Annotated in this window: 19 protein-coding genes; 9 read left to right on the top strand and 10 right to left on the bottom strand. The window is 63.1% G+C overall.

Annotated features, from left to right (window positions below; translation table 11 throughout):
• Positions 1–30 precede the first annotated feature (30 nt).
• Entirely contained in the window at positions 31–1,065 is a 1,035-nt protein-coding gene (locus ACS3WB_RS02335; protein WP_438273942.1) for an aspartate-semialdehyde dehydrogenase, read from the bottom strand.
• A 471-nt stretch (positions 1,066–1,536) separates the two neighbouring features.
• Here ACS3WB_RS02335 and ACS3WB_RS02330 point away from each other — a divergent pair, with 471 nt between their 5' ends.
• On the top strand, positions 1,537–1,929 hold the full coding sequence (locus ACS3WB_RS02330; RefSeq protein ID WP_438273941.1) for a hypothetical protein: 393 nt from the start codon (positions 1,537–1,539) through the stop codon (positions 1,927–1,929).
• A 118-nt stretch (positions 1,930–2,047) separates the two neighbouring features.
• Here the strand turns inward: ACS3WB_RS02330 and leuB are convergent, their stop codons facing one another.
• Positions 2,048–3,160, bottom strand: a complete 1,113-nt coding sequence (gene leuB / locus ACS3WB_RS02325; RefSeq protein WP_438273940.1) for a 3-isopropylmalate dehydrogenase — start codon at positions 3,158–3,160, stop codon at positions 2,048–2,050.
• A 227-nt stretch (positions 3,161–3,387) separates the two neighbouring features.
• On the opposite strand from leuB, the gene ACS3WB_RS02320 reads away from it, so the two are divergent.
• Complete coding sequence (locus ACS3WB_RS02320) at positions 3,388–4,611, top strand: YbfB/YjiJ family MFS transporter (protein ID WP_438273939.1); 1,224 nt, start codon at positions 3,388–3,390, stop codon at positions 4,609–4,611.
• A gap of 103 nt (positions 4,612–4,714) precedes the next feature.
• Here the strand turns inward: ACS3WB_RS02320 and ACS3WB_RS02315 are convergent, their stop codons facing one another.
• From ACS3WB_RS02315 to ACS3WB_RS02305, 3 genes are all read right to left on the bottom strand, one after another.
• Positions 4,715–5,224, bottom strand: coding sequence for a superoxide dismutase family protein (locus ACS3WB_RS02315; RefSeq protein ID WP_438273938.1), 510 nt, complete (start codon positions 5,222–5,224; stop codon positions 4,715–4,717).
• A 93-nt stretch (positions 5,225–5,317) separates the two neighbouring features.
• The gene (locus ACS3WB_RS02310; protein WP_438273937.1) at positions 5,318–6,103 is read right to left on the bottom strand and encodes a molybdopterin-dependent oxidoreductase; all 786 of its coding nucleotides are present in this window, start codon (positions 6,101–6,103) and stop codon (positions 5,318–5,320) included.
• 121 nt (positions 6,104–6,224) lie between these two features.
• The gene (locus ACS3WB_RS02305) at positions 6,225–6,854 is read right to left on the bottom strand and encodes a cytochrome b/b6 domain-containing protein (protein ID WP_438273936.1); all 630 of its coding nucleotides are present in this window, start codon (positions 6,852–6,854) and stop codon (positions 6,225–6,227) included.
• A 155-nt stretch (positions 6,855–7,009) separates the two neighbouring features.
• On the opposite strand from ACS3WB_RS02305, the gene ACS3WB_RS02300 reads away from it, so the two are divergent.
• The 5 genes from ACS3WB_RS02300 to ACS3WB_RS02280 all read left to right on the top strand — a co-directional run bounded on the left by ACS3WB_RS02300 (position 7,010) and on the right by ACS3WB_RS02280 (position 12,329).
• Entirely contained in the window at positions 7,010–8,521 is a 1,512-nt protein-coding gene (locus ACS3WB_RS02300; protein WP_438273935.1) for a malonate--CoA ligase, read from the top strand.
• A 217-nt stretch (positions 8,522–8,738) separates the two neighbouring features.
• Complete coding sequence (sdhC, locus tag ACS3WB_RS02295) at positions 8,739–9,137, top strand: succinate dehydrogenase, cytochrome b556 subunit (RefSeq protein WP_438273934.1); 399 nt, start codon at positions 8,739–8,741, stop codon at positions 9,135–9,137.
• 29 nt (positions 9,138–9,166) lie between these two features.
• Entirely contained in the window at positions 9,167–9,541 is a 375-nt protein-coding gene (gene sdhD / locus ACS3WB_RS02290) for a succinate dehydrogenase, hydrophobic membrane anchor protein (protein WP_438274025.1), read from the top strand.
• Positions 9,542–9,544: 3 nt separating this feature from the next.
• The gene (gene sdhA / locus ACS3WB_RS02285) at positions 9,545–11,368 is read left to right on the top strand and encodes a succinate dehydrogenase flavoprotein subunit (protein ID WP_438273933.1); all 1,824 of its coding nucleotides are present in this window, start codon (positions 9,545–9,547) and stop codon (positions 11,366–11,368) included.
• Positions 11,369–11,546: 178 nt separating this feature from the next.
• Positions 11,547–12,329, top strand: coding sequence for a succinate dehydrogenase iron-sulfur subunit (locus ACS3WB_RS02280; protein WP_438273932.1), 783 nt, complete (start codon positions 11,547–11,549; stop codon positions 12,327–12,329).
• 33 nt (positions 12,330–12,362) lie between these two features.
• Here ACS3WB_RS02280 and ACS3WB_RS02275 read toward each other — a convergent pair whose 3' ends face one another.
• Positions 12,363–12,791 (bottom strand): CAP domain-containing protein, encoded by a 429-nt coding sequence (locus ACS3WB_RS02275; protein WP_438273931.1) that lies wholly within the window; start codon positions 12,789–12,791, stop codon positions 12,363–12,365.
• A gap of 178 nt (positions 12,792–12,969) precedes the next feature.
• Between ACS3WB_RS02275 and ACS3WB_RS02270 the strand changes: the two genes are divergently transcribed.
• Positions 12,970–13,203 (top strand): hypothetical protein, encoded by a 234-nt coding sequence (locus tag ACS3WB_RS02270; protein WP_438273930.1) that lies wholly within the window; start codon positions 12,970–12,972, stop codon positions 13,201–13,203.
• 235 nt (positions 13,204–13,438) lie between these two features.
• Here ACS3WB_RS02270 and ACS3WB_RS02265 read toward each other — a convergent pair whose 3' ends face one another.
• Entirely contained in the window at positions 13,439–13,915 is a 477-nt protein-coding gene (locus tag ACS3WB_RS02265; RefSeq protein ID WP_438273929.1) for a hypothetical protein, read from the bottom strand.
• 227 nt (positions 13,916–14,142) lie between these two features.
• Here ACS3WB_RS02265 and ACS3WB_RS02260 point away from each other — a divergent pair, with 227 nt between their 5' ends.
• Positions 14,143–15,324: an OmpA family protein gene (locus ACS3WB_RS02260; protein WP_438273928.1), complete on the top strand. Its 1,182-nt coding sequence runs from the start codon at positions 14,143–14,145 to the stop codon at positions 15,322–15,324.
• Between the two features lie 88 nt (positions 15,325–15,412).
• Here the strand turns inward: ACS3WB_RS02260 and ACS3WB_RS02255 are convergent, their stop codons facing one another.
• The 3 genes from ACS3WB_RS02255 to ACS3WB_RS02245 form a co-directional block, all read right to left on the bottom strand.
• Complete coding sequence (locus ACS3WB_RS02255; protein WP_438273927.1) at positions 15,413–16,642, bottom strand: argininosuccinate synthase; 1,230 nt, start codon at positions 16,640–16,642, stop codon at positions 15,413–15,415.
• 76 nt (positions 16,643–16,718) lie between these two features.
• Entirely contained in the window at positions 16,719–17,507 is a 789-nt protein-coding gene (locus tag ACS3WB_RS02250; RefSeq protein ID WP_438273926.1) for a phosphatase PAP2 family protein, read from the bottom strand.
• A gap of 149 nt (positions 17,508–17,656) precedes the next feature.
• Positions 17,657–18,133 (bottom strand): hypothetical protein, encoded by a 477-nt coding sequence (locus tag ACS3WB_RS02245; RefSeq protein ID WP_438273925.1) that lies wholly within the window; start codon positions 18,131–18,133, stop codon positions 17,657–17,659.
• Positions 18,134–18,207: the final 74 nt, after the last annotated feature.

Raw genomic sequence — 18,207 nt, 5'->3', positions numbered from 1 at the left:
GGGCGGGCGAGCCCCGAAGAGGCGTTTGCGTCAGGCGGCTTTCCGTTTGGCGCTGATCAGCTTGCGGTTGATCAGGCACTCCGCGATCTGCACCGCGTTCAACGCCGCGCCCTTGCGCAGATTGTCGGATACGACCCACATCGACAGCCCGTTCTCCACCGTCGCATCCTCGCGGATGCGGCTGATGTAGGTGGCGTCCTCACCGGCCGATTCGTACGGCGTGACGTAGCCGCCCGGCTCGTGCTTGTCGATCACCAGACACCCTGGCGCATTGCGCAGGATGCTGCGCGCCTCGTCCGGCGTGATCGGCTTTTCGAACTCGATGCTGACGGCCTCCGAATGGCCGATGAACACCGGCACGCGCACGCAGGTCGCGGTCAGCCTGATTTTGGGATCAAGAATCTTCTTGGTCTCCGCCATCATCTTCCATTCTTCCTTGGTGTAACCATCCTCCATGAACACGTCGATCTCGGGGATGACGTTGAAGGCGATACGCTTCGGGAACTTCTTGGCGACGAGCTCGCTCGCGGTATAGACCGCCTTGGTCTGCGCGAACAATTCGTCCATGCCGTCCTTGCCGGCACCCGAAACCGACTGATAGGTCGCGACCACGACGCGCTTGATGACGGCCTTGTCGTGCAGCGGCTTCAACGCCACCACAAGCTGCGCGGTCGAGCAGTTCGGATTGGCAATGATATTCTTCCTGGTGAAACCCGCAACCGCGTCCGCGTTGACCTCGGGCACGATCAGCGGAACGTCCGGATCCATCCGCCAGGTCGACGAGTTGTCGATCACAACCGCGCCTGCCGCGCCGATCTTCGGCGACCATTCCTTCGACACGGCGCCGCCAGCCGACATCAGGCAGATATCGACGTCGCCGAAATCGTGATTTTCCAGCGCTTTGACCTTGAGGGTTTTGTCGCCGTAGGACACCTCGGTGCCGACGCTGCGGCGCGAGGCCAGCGCCACCACCTCGTCAGCGGGGAATTTCCGCTCGTCCAGAATGTTGAGCATTTCACGCCCGACATTGCCGGTCGCTCCGACCAGCGCGACTTTGTAACCCATCGTTCACTCTCCGAAGAAATCGCCTTCCCGGATCGCCTGCGCGCGAAACAAGGGAAGACGCTGCGCTTCTATGCGAGAAATACCCTCAAGACAACGCCGACCCTGGTTCCTGACATGGCCGATTCGGTCCCGAGCAGTCCGCCAACGCTCCCTCGGTTTGCCCGGCTTCGCTGAAGGCAGGCGAAAGGATGAAATCTGCGGGTCGGATGGTTCGCGGCACCGCGACCGCATCCGGACCAAGCCGCGCATGCGCGCGATCATGCCGATAATGGCTTATATCTCGCTGAAAACAAAGGCACATCTGTTTCAGCACGCCATGCGGACATGCGCTCAAATTCGCGCCGATGCGCGTCGGATCGAGGCAACGTTTCCGGCCCGGCTGCATTATTCTCGAAGGTGTGGCCCGATTGGCCTTGTGGCGCGAGCCCCCCCGACGATAAAAAGGTAGTCACTCGGATCTATGAGGACACGATGACTGTGAAATTCCCCGCCGCGACCGGGCCTGCGAGAACCGTCGCGCTGTTGCTCGCGGCGACTGCCTTCGTTGCGGTCGGCTTCAGCGTTACGGACGCGAGCGCGGCAAAACGCAAAGTCTATGATCGCAGCGGCGCTTATGGTCCGAGCGGACCGAATGTGTCCTACCAGTCCGGCCCGCGCACCCGTGTCTATATCTCCAAGCGCTCGTGGCTGGATGCCGGCACCGAAGTGCTTCCCGGCGAGCGCAAATTCACCGACTATGCCTTTCCGCCGGACGTCGGTTATCCCTCGTTCGCCCGCGAAAACCTGAACCGGCCGATCGACCGGCAGCCGCTCAGTCCGCCGTCCGATCTCGGCGGATACCCGACGGCATTTCCGCTGTACTGAACCTGTCTCGGCGCTTTTAAGGAATTTAAGGAAAATGCCCGGCACGACCGGGCATTTTTGTTAAGCGCGCCGCCGTCGATGGTCGTCCGCGCAGGTAGGGGCGACGCAGGGTTCGCACTCAGGCGTGCAGCGCCTGAAGCTCCTTCACGATCGCCTCGCCCATCTGCGATGTGCTGACAACGGTCGAACCTTCGGATTTCAGGTCGGCCGTACGCAGGCCCTTGGCGAGCACCGCCGCGATCGCCGCATCGAGCTTGTCGGCGAGTTCACCCATGTCGAAGGAATAGCGCAGCGCCATCCCGAACGACGCCAGCATCGCGATCGGATTGGCCGCGCCCTGCCCCGCGATATCGGGCGCGGAGCCGTGCACCGGCTCGTAAAGCGCGCGGCGCTTTTTGGTTTTCGCATCGATGTCGCCGAGCGAGGCCGACGGCAGCATGCCGAGCGAACCCGTCAGCATCGCCGCGATGTCGCTCAGCATGTCGCCGAACAGGTTGTCGGTGACGATCACGTCGAACTGCTTGGGACGGCGCACGAGTTGCATTCCGCCGGAATCGGCAAGCTGATGTTCGAGAGTGACGTCGGGATATTCGCGCTTGTGAACCGCGCCGACGACCTCCTTCCACAATACGCCCGACTTCATGACGTTGTTCTTCTCCATCGACGTCAGCTTGTTGCGGCGCTTGCGGGCGAGATCGAAGGCGACGCGCGCGATGCGCTCGATCTCGTAGGTGTCGTAGACCTGGGTGTCGACGGCGCGCTTCTGGCCGTTGCCGAGATCGGTGATGGTTTTCGGCTCGCCGAAATAGACCCCGCCGGTCAGTTCGCGCACGATCATGATGTCGAGCCCCTCGACGAGATCCCGCTTGAGACTGGAGGATTCTGCGAGCGCCGGATAGCAGATCGCCGGGCGAAGGTTGGCATAGAGCGCGAGGTCCTTGCGCAACCGCAACAGGCCGGCTTCCGGCCGCACCTCATAGGGCACCGGGTCCCACTTCGGGCCGCCGACCGCGCCGAACAGCACGGCATCAGCGGCAAGCGCCCTCGCCATGGTGGCGTCGGTGATGCTGACCTTGTCGGCATCGTATGAGGCGCCGCCTACCAGCCCGTCCTCGGTTTCGAATTTGGCGATGCCTTGCGCGTCCAGCCAGCCGATCAGCCGTTTCACCTCCGCCATCACCTCCGGGCCGATGCCGTCGCCGGGCAGGAGAAGCAGCTTGTAAGTCGCCATGACGAAGTCCTTGCGAGATGATTGCGTCCTTCCGGACGCCGAGCGCCAGCGCGGCGATCCCGAACCAAGCCTGATGTCAGATATGGATTCCGGATTCGCGCCTTCGGCACACCCGGAATGATGGAACTGCCGATTGCTAGGACGGCGTTGCGCCGTTGGCAAGACGCCTTTGCGCCAATTGCCTCGCCCTCCGAAGCTGCCACAATGCGCGCTGCCGGAGATTCAAGTTGATCGCACCAGAACGACCAACCGCGCCGCCTGCGAGCCCCGCGCGGCTGATTGTGATCCTGTCGCTTGCGGCCACCGTCGGCCTCGGCTTGGGCCGATTCGCCTATTCGCTGGTGCTGCCGGACATGCGCGACAGTCTCGGCTGGTCCTATTCGGCTGCCGGCTTCATGAATACGATCAATGCGGCCGGCTACCTCGCCGGCGCGCTGATCGCGGCCTCGGTCGCAAAGCGCTTCGGAACCGTGGCGAGCACACGCTGGTCAACGGCGGCTGCCGCCATTTCGCTGGCGCTCTGCGCACTGACGGGAAATTTCATCGTTCTCAGCTTCGCCCGCCTGATTGTCGGAATCGCCGCTGCGATCGGATTCGTCGCCGGCGGAACACTGGCCACGACGATCGCGCAATCGCAGCCGGCGCGATCGAACTTCCTGATCAGCCTGTTCTACATCGGCCCCGGCATCGGCATCCTTTCATCGGGTCTCGTCGCGCCGTTCGTCCTGCAATATTTCGGGCCCGGGTCATGGTGGATCGTGTGGTGGGTGATGGCCGCGCTCGCTTTTGTGATGACGGTGCCGATGTTCCTCGCACGCTTCGATGTCGCGGCGGGCGGTCCGCAAACCGCACGAGGACGCTTCGCGATTGGCCCCGCCATCATCTTCCTCGCAGGCTATTTCCTGTTCGGCGCCGGCTATATCGCCTACATGACGTTCATGATCGCCTATGTCCGCGACGGGGGAGGCGGCGCGCTGGCGCAAAGCGCGTTCTGGAGCCTGATCGGCCTGAGCACGCTTGCTACGCCGTGGATCTGGCGGCGCACCTTCGGCCTCGACCGCGGCGGTCTCAGCATGGCCATCGTCCTCGGCGTCAACACCGTCGGCGCGGCGCTGCCGCTGCTGGGCCATACGCCGCTCTTGCTCGGATTGTCGGCGCTGGTGTTCGGCGTGTCGTTTTTCGCGGTGGTGACATCGACCACTGCGTTCGTGCGCTTCAACTATCCGCCCGCGGCATGGCCTACGGCAATCGCGGCAATGACCGTATCCTTCGGCATCGGGCAGACGGTCGGACCTGTCATGGTCGGCGCGATCACCGACGCCATGGGCAGCCTGTCCTACGCGCTCAACGTCTCCGCGGCGATGCTGGCCGCCGGCGCGATCCTGTCCGCGTTCCAGCGCCGGCTGCCGCGTCCCGCGCCGCCTGACAGCCAAGAGCCTTTCCGCTTCTGATAGAATCAGAAGCGGGGCTCTATAGTTTATTTTGACGTGTTTTCTTCGCGCGAACCGGCATCCGTCCCCGGGTCGAACCCGAGGACATGCTCCGCGAAACGCTCTACTGGATAACGCCGCAGGCGATGCGGCCGCCGGCCTCGCCAGTCGGGTCGGTCTTGTAGTCATCCGCCGCCGCGTGGATAACGATGGCGGTGCCGTCCGGCTTCAGGACCGAATTCGGCTTGTCCTTGTCGAGCGTGACCGCGGTATTGACCACTTCCAGTTTCAATTCGCCCGAGGCGGGCACGACGAGGTTCGGCATGTCGCCTGCATGGTGACCATCGGCCGCCATCATGCCGTGCTTCTTGTTGGCGGGATTGAAGTGACCGCCCGCCGACGTAAACGGCGGCTCGCATTTGCCGACCGCGTGAATGTGGAAGGCATGATCGCCCGGCGGCAGGCCTTTGAGGGCAGCCTTGAGCAGAACCCCGTCATCGACCTGTGTCAGTTCGACGGTGCCGACATCGACGCCCTGGGCGTTTTTAAGCGAAGCCTTGGCGGAATTGGCCGAAGCCGCGGTCACGGTCACGGTCACGAGCGTCGCCGCAGCGAACAAGGTACGAGCGATCATGGAAAACCTCCGGCTGGGGGATCAAGGCTTCGAATTTAGCGGGTGTCGTTGCGGCCCACCTATAGCAGCCGGAAATGACAGCGGCCAGTCGCGTCAGATGCCGCTAAAGGAATTATAACCTTGGTCCTCCCAGTAGCCGCCCTTGTAGTCGTTGGTGACCTCCATCGAGACCACGTATTTCGGATTTTTGAAGCCGAGCTTGGTCGGAACCCGGATCTTCATCGGGTAGCCGTACTTGCGCGGCAGGATTTCGCCGTCGAACTTGAAGGTCATCTGGGTCTGCGGATGCAGCGCGGTCGCCATGTCCAGCGGGCTGTTGTAGCCGTCGACATCCGCGCACTGGAACCAGCAATATTTCGCACGGGTGTCTGCGCCGACAAGTTTGAGGAAATCGCGCAACGGCGTTCCGCTCCAGCTTCCGATCGCACTCCATCCCTCGACGCAGACGTGCCGGGTGATCTGAGTGACCTCGGGGAGCTTGTAAAGTTCGTCGAGCGTCCATGATTTCGCGTTGTCGACGAGCCCTCGCACTTCGAACGTGTAGTCCTCGCTGTCGATGTCCGGCGCTTCATCCTCGGAATAGTAGCCGTTGAAGGGAAACGGCCGCGTGATGTCCGCTTCCGTGTAGGTCGGCGCCAGCGTGTTCGGATTGAAGATCGCGGCCTGCACCTTGTCGTTGAACTTCGAAATCTGCGCGAGCAGCTTTTCCGCCGAAAAGCTGTCCGATACGTCGCATCCGGTCAGCAGGGTCAATGCGCCGAAGCTGGCGCCGCCGGCGATGAAACGGCGGCGCGCCGGATCGGGCAGCAATTTCGCGGCGTCCTTGACCAGAAGCCGCTTGTCGACGCCCGGGATCAGAAGCGAACGGAGACGGCGCATGGCGAGCTCTCCTGGACCATTTTTCGGCTGACTGAAACCCGTCAGCCGCGAGGAAATAACTTCAATCAATCATTTGCGCGTATTCTGATCGCAAAACCGGAATCTACTCTTGGAATACGCGCTAGCGGCCGGCAACCATCGCGCGCAGGCTCTTTGGCACCAGCAGCGCGAGCGCGACATGCACGACGAGAAACGCCACGATCAGCGCCATGCAGGTGAAATGCACATAGCGCGCAAAATCGTAGCCGCCGAACACCGCCGTCAGCCACTGAAACTGGACCGGCTTCCAGATCGAGAGGCCCGACAGCACCACCACGATCCCGACAAGGATGATGGCGGCGTACAACAGCTTCTGCACCTGATTATACATCGACAGATCGTCATGGGACAGCTTGCCGGTCAGCGCCGCCTTGGTATCGGCCGCCACGCCCGATGGAGTGATCGGCCATAGCTTCCGGCGGAAGCGCCCGGTGGCGAGCCCGAGAACGAGATAGACGAGGCCGTTGACCACCAACAGCCACATCGCCGCGAAATGCCACAGCAGCCCGCCGGCAAGCCAGCCGCCAAGCGTGATCGAGCGCGAGAAGGTGAAGTCGAACAGCGGCGAGGCATTGTAGATCTGCCAGCCCGACATGATCATGACGATCATCGCCAGGGCATTGATCCAGTGGACGATGCGAACCCACGCCGGCTGAATAATTCCGGCGGGAGGAGAGGCGGTGCAGTCATCGCTGGCCGGAATGCTTGTCATGAGAAAATCCACGTCCATCGAACGTCGGAGACGCGTGAGAAAGACTCGTAGATATTGTATGCCGGTATTTGTTTCGACAACGCCGAATATCACCCGGATCGGCCTCACAAATTAGCGATCAGGCCATCGGGATCAAAGCCCGCAGGAACTCCGCCATGAACGCCAACCTGTTTTCGCGCCTGTTCGACGATCTCGACGACGCAGAGCGGCTCGCGATCAAAACGCTGGACGGCCGCCGCATCACCTATGGCGACCTGATCGCGTTTTCAGGACGGCTGGCCAACGTGCTGGCGGCAAGCGGGGTCAGGCCCGGCGACCGCGTCGCCGTACAGGTCGAAAAGTCAGTACCCAATCTCGCGCTCTATCTTGCGGCGTTGCGCGCCGGCGCGGTCTATCTGCCGCTCAATCCGGCCTACACCCTCAATGAACTCGACTATTTCGTCACCGACGCCGAGCCGTCACTGGTGGTCTGCGATCCCTCGAAGGCGGAGGGTATCAAGGCGATCGCGGCGAAGATCGGCGCCAAAATCGAAACGCTTGACGCCAATGGAAAAGGATCGCTGACGGAGGCCGCCATGGCGGCAAGGCCCGAATACATCACGGTCGCGCGGGCCCGAGACGACCTTGCGGCTATTCTCTACACCTCCGGCACGACAGGACGCTCCAAAGGCGCGATGCTGACCCACGACAATCTGGCGTCGAACGCGTACAGTCTCGTCGACTGCTGGCGTTTCACCGACAAGGACGTGCTGATCCACGCGCTGCCGATCTATCACACGCATGGACTGTTCGTGGCGAGCAATGTCGCGCTGCTGGCGCGCGCATCGATGATCTTTCTGCCGAAGTTCGATCCCGGCCTCGTCATCGAACTTATGGCGCGCGCCACAGTGCTGATGGGCGTGCCGACTTTCTACACACGCCTGCTGCAAAATCCGGCGCTGACGCATGAATCGACCAGCCACATGCGGCTGTTCATCTCCGGCTCGGCGCCGCTGCTCGCCGACACCCACCGCGAATGGTCGGCCCGCACCGGTCACGCCGTGCTGGAACGCTATGGCATGACCGAGACCGGCATGAACACATCGAACCCCTATGACGGCGACCGCGTTCCCGGCGCGGTGGGATTCGCGTTGCCCGGCGTCTCCGTGCGCGTCACCGATCCGGAAACGGGAAGGGAATTGCCACGCGATACCATCGGCATGATCGAGGTCAAGGGCCCGAACGTGTTCAAAGGCTACTGGCAGATGCCGGAGAAGACTGCGGCGGAGTTTCGCCCCGACGGTTTCTTCATCACCGGCGACCTCGGCAAAATGGACGAGCGGGATTACGTGCACATTCTCGGCCGCGGCACGGATCTCGTGATCACGGGCGGCCTGAATGTCTATCCGAAAGAAGTCGAGAGCGAGATCGACACGCTGCACGGCGTGGTCGAAAGCGCCGTCATCGGCGTGCCGCACCCCGACTTCGGCGAGGGTGTCACCGCTGTCGTGGTTCGCGACAAGGACACCGCTATCACTGAAGCCGCGGTGCTTGACGCGCTCAAGGACCGGCTGGCGAAATTCAAGATGCCGAAGCGCGTGATCTTCGTCGATGAGTTGCCGCGCAACGCCATGGGCAAGGTGCAGAAAAATATCCTGCGCGACACCTATGCCGATTTCTATAAGTGAAGTTAGCCCGGAGCAGCCATGAATCGCGCTTCAGAGATCCCGGTGGTCTGCGCGGCACGTTAAGGAAATGTCAATGCCCTAGTCCTGAACTGCCATTCGCAAATAGCGATTTGAGCGTTGCGAAGGCTGTTTTGACCCCATAAGTATAGTGAGCAAAATTGCTTGTCGCGGATCCCAACCGGGTGGCGCCGCGCGCCCGCAACCAGCGAAGGCATCGATGACTATCAGAATCGAACGTCCGCTTTCGCCGCACCTGCAGATTTACCGCTGGACCCTGACGATGACATCGTCCATCGTCCATCGTGCGACCGGCGTGGCACTTTATTTCGGGACATTGCTGCTGGTCTGGTGGTTGATCGCAGTGTCGTCCGGGCCGGGCGCCTACGCCGCGGTCCAGTCCTTCACGGCAAGCTGGATCGGCCGGTTGATCGCCTTCGGATACACCTGGGCGTTGATGCATCACATGCTGAGCGGCGTTCGCCACCTGGTCTGGGATCTCGGTTATGGGTTCAAGCCGGCCGAGCGCGAATGGCTCACTCGGGCGGCGCTGATCGGCGGCATCCTGCTCACGGTGCTGCTGTGGATCGTCGCCTATGCGACTGGTGGCGGACGATGAGCCCGCAGCCACTCTCCGGTCCGAAGTCGATGCAGACGCCGCTGAAGCGGGTTCGCAACCTCGGTGCAGCCCATTCGGGAACCAAGGACTTCTGGCGGCAGCGGGTGACCGCGGTCGCGATGATCCTGCTGATCGTGCCGATGGTCGTGGTCATGATGATCCTGCTCGGCCGCAACCAGGCCGGGGCGGCGCAGATTCTCGGTTCGCCGGCGATCGCCATCATCATGCTGCTGTTCGTCGTCGCCAGCATCTGGCATATGAAAATCGGAATGCAGGTAATCATCGAAGACTACGTGCATGACGAGAAGTTCAAGCTGATATCGATCATGGCCAACAACTTCTTCTCCGTCACCCTGGCGCTCGCCGCCGCTTATGCCATCTTCAAACTGTCATCCGGAGTGTAGTTCATGGCCGGAAACGGCAGTGCAGCGCCCGCCGCCAACGGCAAGGCCTACCCCATCGAAGACCATACTTATGACGTCGTGGTCGTCGGCGCCGGCGGAGCGGGCCTGCGGGCCGCCGTGGGTTGCGGCGAGGCCGGCCTGCGCACCGCCTGCATCACCAAGGTATTTCCCACCCGTTCGCATACCGTGGCGGCGCAGGGCGGCATCTCCGCCTCCCTCGGTAATATGCACAAGGATGACTGGCGCTGGCACATGTACGATACCGTCAAGGGATCGGACTGGCTCGGCGATCAGGACTGCATCGAGTACATGGTGCGCAACGCGCCGGAGGCGGTCTACGAACTCGAACACTGGGGCGTGCCGTTCTCGCGCACCGAGGACGGCAAGATCTACCAGCGCCCGTTCGGCGGCATGACCATCGATTTCGGCAAGAGTCAGGCCCAGCGCACCTGCGCCGCCGCCGACCGCACCGGCCACGCGATGCTGCACACGATGTATGGCCAGGCGCTACGCCACGCTGCAGAATTCTTCATCGAGTTTTTCGCCATCGACCTCATCATGGACGATCAGGGCGCCTGCCGCGGCGTGATCGCGCTCAAGCTCGACGACGGCACGGTGCACCGCTTCCGCGCCCAGACCACGATTCTCGCCACCGGCGGCTACGGACGCGCCTACGCCTCATGCACCTCGGCGCACATCTGCACCGGCGACGGCGGCGGCATGGCGCTGCGCGCAGGACTGCCGCTGCAGGACATGGAGTTCGTTCAGTTTCACCCGACCGGCATCTACGGATCGGGCTGCCTCGTTACCGAAGGCGCGCGCGGCGAAGGCGGTTACCTCGTCAACGCCGAGGGCGAGCGCTTCATGGAGCGCTATGCACCCTCGGCCAAGGATCTCGCCTCGCGCGATGTAGTCTCGCGCGCGATGACGATCGAAATCCGCGAAGGCCGCGGCGTCGGCAAGAAGAAAGACCACATCTTCCTGCATCTCGACCATCTCGACCCGAAAGTGCTGCACGAGCGGCTGCCGGGCATCTCGGAATCGGTGAAGATCTTCGCCGGCGTCGACGTCACCCGCGAGCCGATCCCGATCCTGCCGACCGTCCACTACAACATGGGCGGCATCCCGACCAACTTCCACGGCGAAGTCGTCACCAAGAAAACCGGCAACGACAATGCGGTCGTGCCCGGCCTGATGGCGGTGGGCGAAGCCGCCTGCGTCTCCGTGCACGGCGCCAATCGCCTCGGCTCCAATTCGCTGATCGATCTCGTGGTATTCGGCCGCGCCGCCGCACAGCGCTGCGCCGAGAAACTCGCCGCCAATGCCGAGCAGCCCGACCTGCCCGCGAATTCCAGCGAGATGGCGCTCGGCCGCCTCGACAAGTTTCGTTATGCCTCCGGCGGCACGCCAACCGCCAGGCTGCGCGAGAGCATGCAGCGGGTGATGCAGACCAACTGCGCGGTTTTCCGTACCCGCGATGTTCTGACCGAAGGCCAGAAACTGATTCATAAGGTTTATGACGGTATCGCCGACATCGCCGTGTTCGATCGCTCGCTGGTGTGGAACACGGACCTGATAGAGACGATGGAATACGACAACCTCATTTCCCAGGCGGTGGTGACGATGGATTGCGCCGCCAACCGCACCGAAAGCCGCGGCGCCCATGCGCGCGAGGATTATCCCAACCGCGACGATCAGAACTGGATGAAGCATACGCTGGCCCGGCTGGACAATCGCGGCATCACCACGATCGACTACCGTCCGGTTCACGACTACACGATGACCAACGACGTTCAGTACATTCCGCCGAAGGCGCGAGTGTATTGAGGGGCAGAACTTTGAGACAGAACTTTCACAGCCCGTCATTCCAGGGTGCGAGCAAAAGCGAGCGAACCCGAAATCCATGGACCGGATAAAGAGTAGGGCATGGATTTCGGGTCTGCATCCGGCCGGTTATCGCCGCCCGGAACGCATCCCGGAATGACGAAAAGGTAGGACCAGACCGATGGTTAAATTCGCGCTTCCGAGAAATTCGAAGGTCACCGGCGGCAAGACCTGGCCGAAGCCGGAAGGCGCGACGGAGACGCGAGAATTCAAGGTCTATCGCTGGAACCCAGACAACGACGACAACCCAAGCCTCGACACCTTTTATGTCGACGTCAACGAATGCGGCCCGAGGGTGCTCGATGGTCTGATCTGGATCAAGGACAATATCGACCCGACCCTGACCTTCCGCCGCTCCTGCCGCGAAGGCGTATGCGGCTCCTGCGCCATGAACATCAATGGCCAGAACACGCTGGCCTGCACCAAATCGATGCACGACGTCGCCGCCGACGCAGTGAAGATCAGTCCGCTTCCGCACCAGCCCGTGGTGAAGGACCTGGTGCCGGATCTGACGAATTTTTACGCGCAATACGCCTCGATCGAACCTTGGCTGAAGACCACCACGCCCACGCCGCAGAAGGAATGGCGACAGAGTCGGGAGGACCGCGAAAAGCTCGACGGCCTCTATGAGTGCATCCTGTGCGCCTGCTGTTCGACGGCTTGTCCGAGCTACTGGTGGAACAGCGAACGCTTTCTGGGGCCCGCAGCTCTGCTGCAGACGGCACGATGGGTCAGCGATTCGCGCGACGAAGCCACCGGCGAACGGCTTGACTATCTCGAGGATCCGTTCCGGCTCTATCGTTGCCACACGATTCTGAATTGCACGAAGGCCTGTCCCAAGAACCTGAACCCGGCGGAGGCGATCGCCATGCTGAAGCTGAAGCTGGTCGAGCGGCAGGTCTGAGCGCCGGCGCAATAACGACCGGCACACACCGCCTCAATCCGTGATCACCATGGCCCAGAAGCGCCGATAGGGCGATGACGGCTTCGGAACCGACGCGACCCCGACACGTCGCGCGCCCGGCATCTGAAGATTGGCGCGATGCCCGCCGCTCGCATCCCATTGCCTGATCGTCTCCTTGCAGGTCGGAAAACCGGCCGCGACATTCTCGGCCGCCAGCCGGCGATGAACAGGCGCGATCCGGACGAAGAAATTGCCATTCACGTCGTGGCTGATCGTTTCCGCCCGGGCCATCGCCGCGGCCTGTTGGCGCGCGATCCGATCGAGTGCTGCATCGGCGCGAACGGCTGACAGCCCATGCGCGCGACGATAAGCGCTGATCGCGGAGGCGCAGCCCCCCGCATGAGCCGCGCTGTTCGCGATCATGGCCGATGCAGCGACCGTAGCCAGAAAAACGGTTTTCATGCGAAGGCCCCCCACTCAAGTTCCATTGTGCGCAACATCCGGTCGGCGATGCCGCAGCGGCTTGCGGAACATCACGCCACATCAGCCGTTAGGACCGCAAGTGATCGCGATCGTCGAAAGTCATGGAAACGGCGATCACTGCCCAACTGAAAAGTCAGCTTCGGAATGGAGACACGCAATGGGTGATCAACCGACGGAGGTGCCGCCCGTCAAGCCGGGCCGTCCGACGGAGCCACCCCGCGAAGATCCGCCGGGTCGTCCGCAGCCCGGTCCCGATGTACCGCCGCCGATGCACGAACCCGACTCGCCCCCGCCTCCGCGAGAATTGCCGGGCCAGATGCCGGAGGAATTGCCGCCACAGGCTCCCTCGACTCCGCCGGCCCAACCACCTGCGACCGATATGCTCGGGTAGCTGCGGATGACGCATGATCTGAATGCGACATGAATTCCGCACGCTTTTTATAGAACGCGTCTGAAAATAAATCAGTCCTCGCTGCGGATCGCTGCCACATTACAGCCTTATCGCTATTCGTTGATCACGCTCCCGTCACCGTCGGGCGCAAGCCTCGCGCTCGTTGCCGAAACTTTTGTTGGGATAAAGATTGTCATGACGAACTTTCGCCTGGTCCTGCTGGCCACGTCGGCTCTCACTGTCGCGTCGTTGACGCCGCCGCCGTCACACGCACAATCCGCGCCGGTCCAACTCGCGCAGGCTTCCGCGCCGGCCGAACAGGACGAAGGCGAGGGACGGCGGAAAAGGCCGCCTCCGAATGCCGCGCCGACTCGTCAAGCACCTTCCGGCGCTCCGGCGCGGCCCGCTCCGCCGCCTCACGCAGAACCGCAAAGGTCGGCGCCCCCTCCGCCCGCTGCTGCCCGCCCTGCTCCGCCACAGCCTCCGCATGTCGCCCCGCCAGCGGCGGAGCGACCAAGGCCAATGACACCCCCGCCGCACGCAACGCCTCCAGCCGAGCCGCGAGCCGCACCTGCGCCGCAGCCCGCAACTCCTCCGGCAGCCCCGAAGCCCCCTGCACCGCCAACCGCCGCGCCGCCGCCTCCATCGAAGGGCGCGCCGCCACCGGCTGCAGCAAGACCGGCCCCGACGCCTGCTCCGACTGCGCAGCCACACGTCACACCGCCATCAACGCCGCCTGCAAATGCGGAGCCAGGCTCGACCAGGCGCGGCGAAGGAGTCCGTGGTGGACCCGGACGCGAGCATACCGGACCCGGTGAACGCGGCGGTCCGCCGAATGGTCGCGGAGGCCAACCGAGCGGCACAGCGCCGGCGCAAACGGCCCCGACACCCAATGCGGTCGCACCAACGACACCGACGTCGCCCCGCGAGACCCCGGTCGTGCCATCTGCGCCGGCGGGTTCAGCTCCGATCACCGCGCCGCGCGGCGCCGCCGCGCCGAACGGAACCAAGGCGGAACATGGCCTCCCCGTTCCCGGCGGTCAGACCGCGTTGCCGCCCGGCGCACCGGTCCCCCGTCACGGGCCGCCCACCGTCACAACCCCGCTGCCGCCGCCACCCTCGAGCGCTCAGGACCTGAGACCGATCGCGCCTGACGCGGCACGGCAGGGGCCACGCAACATCGATGCGTTCCGCTCCGAGCGGCGGCAGACCGAACAGGGCGGCCGCACCGTCATCACCGAACCGGGCCGCGTCATCGTGCGGGATCCGAGCGGGCAGTCTTTCATCCGGCACAACGAGGAAGATCGCTTCCGCTATGGCGCGCGCGATATCCGGCAGGAGCGCGTAGGAAACGATACCCGTACCATTGTGGTACGGCCGGACGGCACGCAGATCATCACGATCAATGATCGCGACGGCCGGATGCTGCGGCGGATTCGCCGCGATCAGCGCGGTCACGAAGTGATCATCATCGACAACAGCCGTGGCTATGGTGGCATCGGGGCAGGCGTCGCTGCGGGCGTGGTGGCCGGAGCAATCGGAGGCTATTTCGTCTCGCTGCCGCCGCCGCGCATCAGAATTCCGCGCGACCGCTACATCGTCGAGGCGGAAGATGCGCCGCCGGAGGTGATCTACGACACGCTGCTGGCGCCGCCGGTAGAACCGATCGAGCGCGCCTATACGCTCGATGAAGTCCGCTACAGCCCGATGGTGCGTGCACGGATGCCGAGCATCGATCTCGACACCATCAACTTCGAAACCGGCTCGTGGGACATCGCTCCCGATCAGGCGTCGAAACTTCGGGTGATTGCCGACGGCATCAACCGCGCGATTTCGCGCAACCCGAGCGAGGTCTTCCTGATCGAAGGCCACACCGATGCGGTGGGCAACGACGTCGACAACCTGTCGCTGTCGGACCGCCGCGCGCAATCTGCCGCCGAGTTGCTGACCCAGCAATTCCAGGTGCCGCCGGAGAATCTGGTGACGCAAGGTTACGGCGAGCAGAACCTGAAGGTGCAGACCGACGGTCCGGCGCGGGAAAACCGGCGCGTCACAGTGCGCCGCATCACGCCGCTGCTGGACGGCGGATCGGCCTCGGCCGCGCCACCCCCGCCGCGCTGATACGTGGTTCAACACATGCGAATGGCCGGGAGCGATCCCGGCCATTTTTGTTATTGTTCGCTGTCATACGCAGGCACAGGCGCGAATCCTACAGCCCCAGCTTCTTTCTGCGCTGACCGAGCGTTCGCAGCCGCAGCGCGTTGAGCTTGATGAACCCGGCCGCATCACGATGATCGTAGGCCACCGCACCTTCCTCGAAGGTGACAAGGTCCTGATCGTATAGCGAGTACGGGCTGTCGCGGCCGACGAGGATGACGTTGCCCTTGTAGAGCTTGAGCCGCACCTGGCCGGCGACATATTGCTGGCTCTGGTCGATCGCGGCCTGCAGCATTTCGCGCTCCGGCGAAAACCAGAAGCCGTTATAGATCAGCTCGGCATATTTCGGCATCAGCTCATCCTTCAGATGCGCCGCGCCGCGATCGAGCGTGATCTGTTCGATGCCGCGATGGGCGACGAGAAGAATGGTGCCGCCGGGCGTCTCGTACATGCCGCGAGACTTCATGCCGACGAAACGGTTCTCGACCAGATCGAGCCGACCGATGCCGTTGGCGCGGCCGAGTTCGTTCAGTTTCGCAAGCAAGACCGCGGGAGACATCCTGGTGCCGTCGATGGCGACGGCATCGCCCTGCTCGAAATCGATCGTGATAGAGGTCGGCTGGTCCGGCGCAGCCTGCGGATCGATGGTGCGCGAATACACGTAGTCCGGCACTTCCTGCGCCGGGTCTTCCAGCACCTTGCCTTCGCTGGATGCGTGCAAAAGGTTGGCGTCGACCGAGAACGGCGCTTCACCGCGCTTGTCCTTGGCGATCGGGATCTGATGCTGCTCGGCGAATGCGATCAGTTGCTCCCGCGAGCGCAAATCCCACTCGCGCCACGGCGCGATGATGGTAATGTCGGGCTTCAGCGCGTAATAGCCGAGTTCGAAGCGGACCTGATCGTTGCCCTTGCCGGTCGCGCCATGCGCGACCGCATCGGCCCCGACCCTCTCGGCGATCTCGATCTGCTTTTTCGCAATCAGCGGCCGCGCGATCGAGGTGCCCAGCAGATACTGGCCCTCATAGACCGCGTTGGCGCGAAACATGGGGAATACATAGTCGCGGACGAATTCCTCGCGCAAATCCTCGATGAAAATGTTCTCGTCCTTGATGCCGAGCAACTGTGCCTTCTTGCGCGCCGGCTCAAGCTCCTCGCCCTGACCGAGATCGGCCGTGAAGGTCACGACCTCGGCGCCATAGGTGGTCTGCAACCATTTCAAGATAATCGAGGTGTCGAGCCCGCCCGAATAGGCGAGCACCACCTTCTTCACCTTCTTGCTCATGAAAGTCCTGTGGGATGACGTGAATTCGGCGGGACTATAGGCGGAACCGGACCTCGTGCAAGGTCCCTCGGACGCTTCAGACCGGCTTGTCCGGCACAGGGACCGGGCCGACGTCGCGCCCCCGCCACCGCTGCCGCATCCGATAGCCGGGCCAGGCAAAGCGCGTCAGCGCGGCATCGATCTCGGCGTCGCTTTTGCGCGTCGACGGCCAGCGATAGATGTAGCCATGGACGAGCCAGATCACCAGAAACGCCACCAGACCGGCCGTCGCCACGTCGGTGAAGAAATGACCGCCGAACGCCATCCGGAGCACGCTGGTGACGACGCCGAACGCCACCGCGCCCGCATAGGCCAGCGGCCGCCACACCGGCGGCGTCAGCGCGGCCGGCGCCATGGTCCAGAAGGCGGTCGCGCCCTCGCCGGAGAAAAAGGAACAATTCCGGCCGCACTCGCCGCGTGGGTCCCACCACGCCATGAATTTCCATGGGCCGTTGAATTCCGTCACCATCACCGGACGTGGTCGTCCCCAATGGCTCTTGAACGTCAGGTTGGTCAGGATGCCCGCGCTGAGCAGCATGGTGATCAACAGGAACGCCACGGTCCGCCCCGACATCAACAGCGGGCGATCCGGGCGGAACATCTTCACGGCCAGCGCGACGATCGCAGGAAGCGCGAAGGCCCATGCCACCCACATTGCGGCGTTGCGCGCAAATGAGGCCAGCGCATCCGATTTCAGCGGAAAGGTTTTCGTCGTGGGATCGTAGAACAGCGCGGCGAGACGCAGATCATATTCGGGATGAATCCCGAACACGATCCCGATTACGAGCGCGAGCCCGAGCGCGATAAATAATCCGGCGCGGTTCATGACGCGCGGTTTAGAGCATGATCCCGAAAAGTGGGAAACCGGTTTTCGGATAAGATCATGCTCAATCAAAAGGATAAAGCTAGAGTCTGATTCAATGCAGTTGAACCGGACTCTAGCCGACCGCAGCAGGCATGAAAAGCCCGCACGATTCAAGTTTGCGCCGGCAGATCGGGCGGCAGAGGGCCGCGTGGTGGGTCACGCCACGCGCCGGCATTGCGGCCTGCGATCAGCCAATAGGTGAAGCCCGCCATGACCCCCGCGCCGGTCATGATTTCGAGGTGGCGGCGCACGATACCTTCGAAATGCATGGTCGCGGGATCGAATGGGATCAGGCCGAGGTAGCAGGCAGCGCCGCAGATCGCGCCTCCGATAGCGTAAGCGAGTATGCCGCGGATATAAAAGGCTTCGGTGATCAGAACCAGAATCATCGCCGGCACCAGAGCGAAGCCGCTGACGAAGATGAAGCCGAAGCCGAGCACGATGTTGAGCGTATCGGGGTCGGGCGGTTCGATGCCGAGGTCGCTGAATTCAGGATACAGCAGTGCGACGACAACGATCATTCCGGCCACGAAGCAGGCGGCCAGGAATCCGAACAGGATCACGAACAACCGGCCGATCAACGCCATGATCGCGGTCCATTCGCGAGAGCGGAAAACATCTCCTTCATCATGCCCGGCGCCATGCCGGACATCGACGTCTT

It is taken from the genome of Nitrobacter sp. (assembly GCF_051535215.1).
Classification (GTDB): Bacteria; Pseudomonadota; Alphaproteobacteria; order Rhizobiales; family Xanthobacteraceae; genus Nitrobacter.
This window is presented reverse-complemented; position numbering and strand designations above follow the sequence as displayed.